The organism is Vibrio qingdaonensis (assembly GCF_026191675.1).
Lineage (GTDB): Bacteria > Pseudomonadota > Gammaproteobacteria > Enterobacterales > Vibrionaceae > Vibrio > Vibrio qingdaonensis.
In genome coordinates this window covers 1-1,588 of record NZ_JAKRRY010000107.1, presented here as the reverse complement: position 1 = coordinate 1,588, position 1,588 = coordinate 1, and the positions used below count along the sequence as shown (strand labels likewise).

The 1,588-nt window shown below is 47.0% G+C and carries 2 protein-coding genes; both read left to right on the top strand.

Translation table 11 applies throughout. From position 1 onward, the window contains the following. The first annotated feature begins 189 nt into the window (after positions 1-189). On the top strand, positions 190-885 hold the full coding sequence (locus MD535_RS25480) for a hypothetical protein (protein ID WP_265678078.1): 696 nt from the start codon (positions 190-192) through the stop codon (positions 883-885). A 108-nt stretch (positions 886-993) separates the two neighbouring features. Then, the gene (locus tag MD535_RS25475) at positions 994-1,488 is read left to right on the top strand and encodes a DUF2787 domain-containing protein (protein WP_265678077.1); all 495 of its coding nucleotides are present in this window, start codon (positions 994-996) and stop codon (positions 1,486-1,488) included. Positions 1,489-1,588: the final 100 nt, after the last annotated feature.

Below are 1,588 nucleotides of genomic sequence, written 5' to 3'. Positions count from 1 at the left end.
GCTAGGCCTGAAGTCATGGATGTCTTGCTCAGTTGGTCTCGGATGTTTTGTCGCCAGTTAATGGATGAACATTTTGATGATGTGAGGTTTACCGAGGTGAAAACATGACGCGGAAGATATCGTTCTTATTGAGGCGGCCTCTCATTCTGATGGGGCGTTTTTGTTATTTTGAAAGGGAGAGTATTCATCATGTCTTATGACATTGTGTATGAGCAACTGGCACTGCGCGTGCCAGAGAAAGACATCGAGCAGCAGGTGCGTCAGCTCTTTACTGAGCGCTTGAATCAAGACGTGACAGCCATGAGTGGCCATCAGCTTAAGCAACGTCTGTATGAGCGTTACCAATGTTTATTGAGAAGCGATGACCTTATTATGCTTCACATTTTGATAGGTTGCAGCAATCTATTTGATCCAGACACCAATAAGCGGTGTCGTGATTGGCAGTTTTGTGGCGTCGATACGCAACATAACCTGCTGGTTAAATACGGCTGTGATTGGTCCGCGCAAGCGGAATCGGGTGGATTAAAACTCAATGGACGTGATACCAAAGCCGAAGGGTGGATACGTGCTGTACGTCAGACATTAGACCAGGCTCGTGATTATCGAGTGATGCCGCATTGTCAGCGCCTTTCTGTTTGGCTACGAGCACCGAAAGAAGCAAATGAGCTGGAGGGATATGAAGTGCTGACTGCCCACCTACGGGACTTAAATGCAGTATGGCAAGATCGTGCACGTGGTGGTGAAGACGGTTTTGATGTCTCCATTGCGCTAAGCTCTGCGTTTGAGATGTGGCTCTTTCAACAGTTAGTGACTCGCTATCAAGGCAAGTGCTGGCTCAATGGCTCCGCACCGCCTTACCATGCAGTGAAAAAGCACGCCATCTAGCCCTTAAGTCACCTCGGTCAATGACCGCTTTATCATGAGTCGTTCTGGCTCGAACTCAACCGTTCTATTTTAAATTACCTTATCTTACTGCCTGTAGGAGGGCGCATTATGTCTAAGCAACTGTTAATCCGAAGCCAAATAGGGTTTCTTACCACCAACATCAAAGCGTCATTGCTACCTGTCTCTGATGCACTGACACACTCTATCGTGACAACGCTAGCACACCGGCTTACGCAAGATGATGAGCTTGCCGATTCATTAGTGGATGCTGATGGAATTATCTTTAATTTTCGAGATGCCAGTTACAGCGCTGAAAAGGGCGGCTTTCATCCGGTTGAAATCTGTCTCAATAAACACAGTGATGGAGCATGGCATTACAGCTACATCACGGACTTTGCTTATATCGGTAATCACTACCCTGAATTAGAGCGAGGACTCGATTTTGATTTCAGCCGAGGAGAGTGGTTTACCCACCACCAGCAAGGCTGGGCATCCATTAAAGAGGACAGTGCAGCAAAAGAGCTGTATCAGCTTTGGGAGCATAACTTTCTGGCGTACATGGCGATGGAAGCCTATGACCACATTACGGTGAGTCGCCAATGATAAAGCGTACTCACCCTAACCGTCACTACTCTAATCATAGCAACACCCGATAAGGCCATCTCATTTCGAGGTGGCCTTTTTCATTTCACTCAACAAAAAA

Excerpts from the sequence above, each read along its gene's own strand:
- MD535_RS25475 (WP_265678077.1), top strand. The coding sequence starts at position 994 with ATGTCTAAGCAACTGTTAATCCGAAGCCAAATAGGGTTTCTTACCACC.
- MD535_RS25480 (WP_265678078.1), top strand. The coding sequence starts at position 190 with ATGTCTTATGACATTGTGTATGAGCAACTGGCACTGCGCGTGCCAGAG.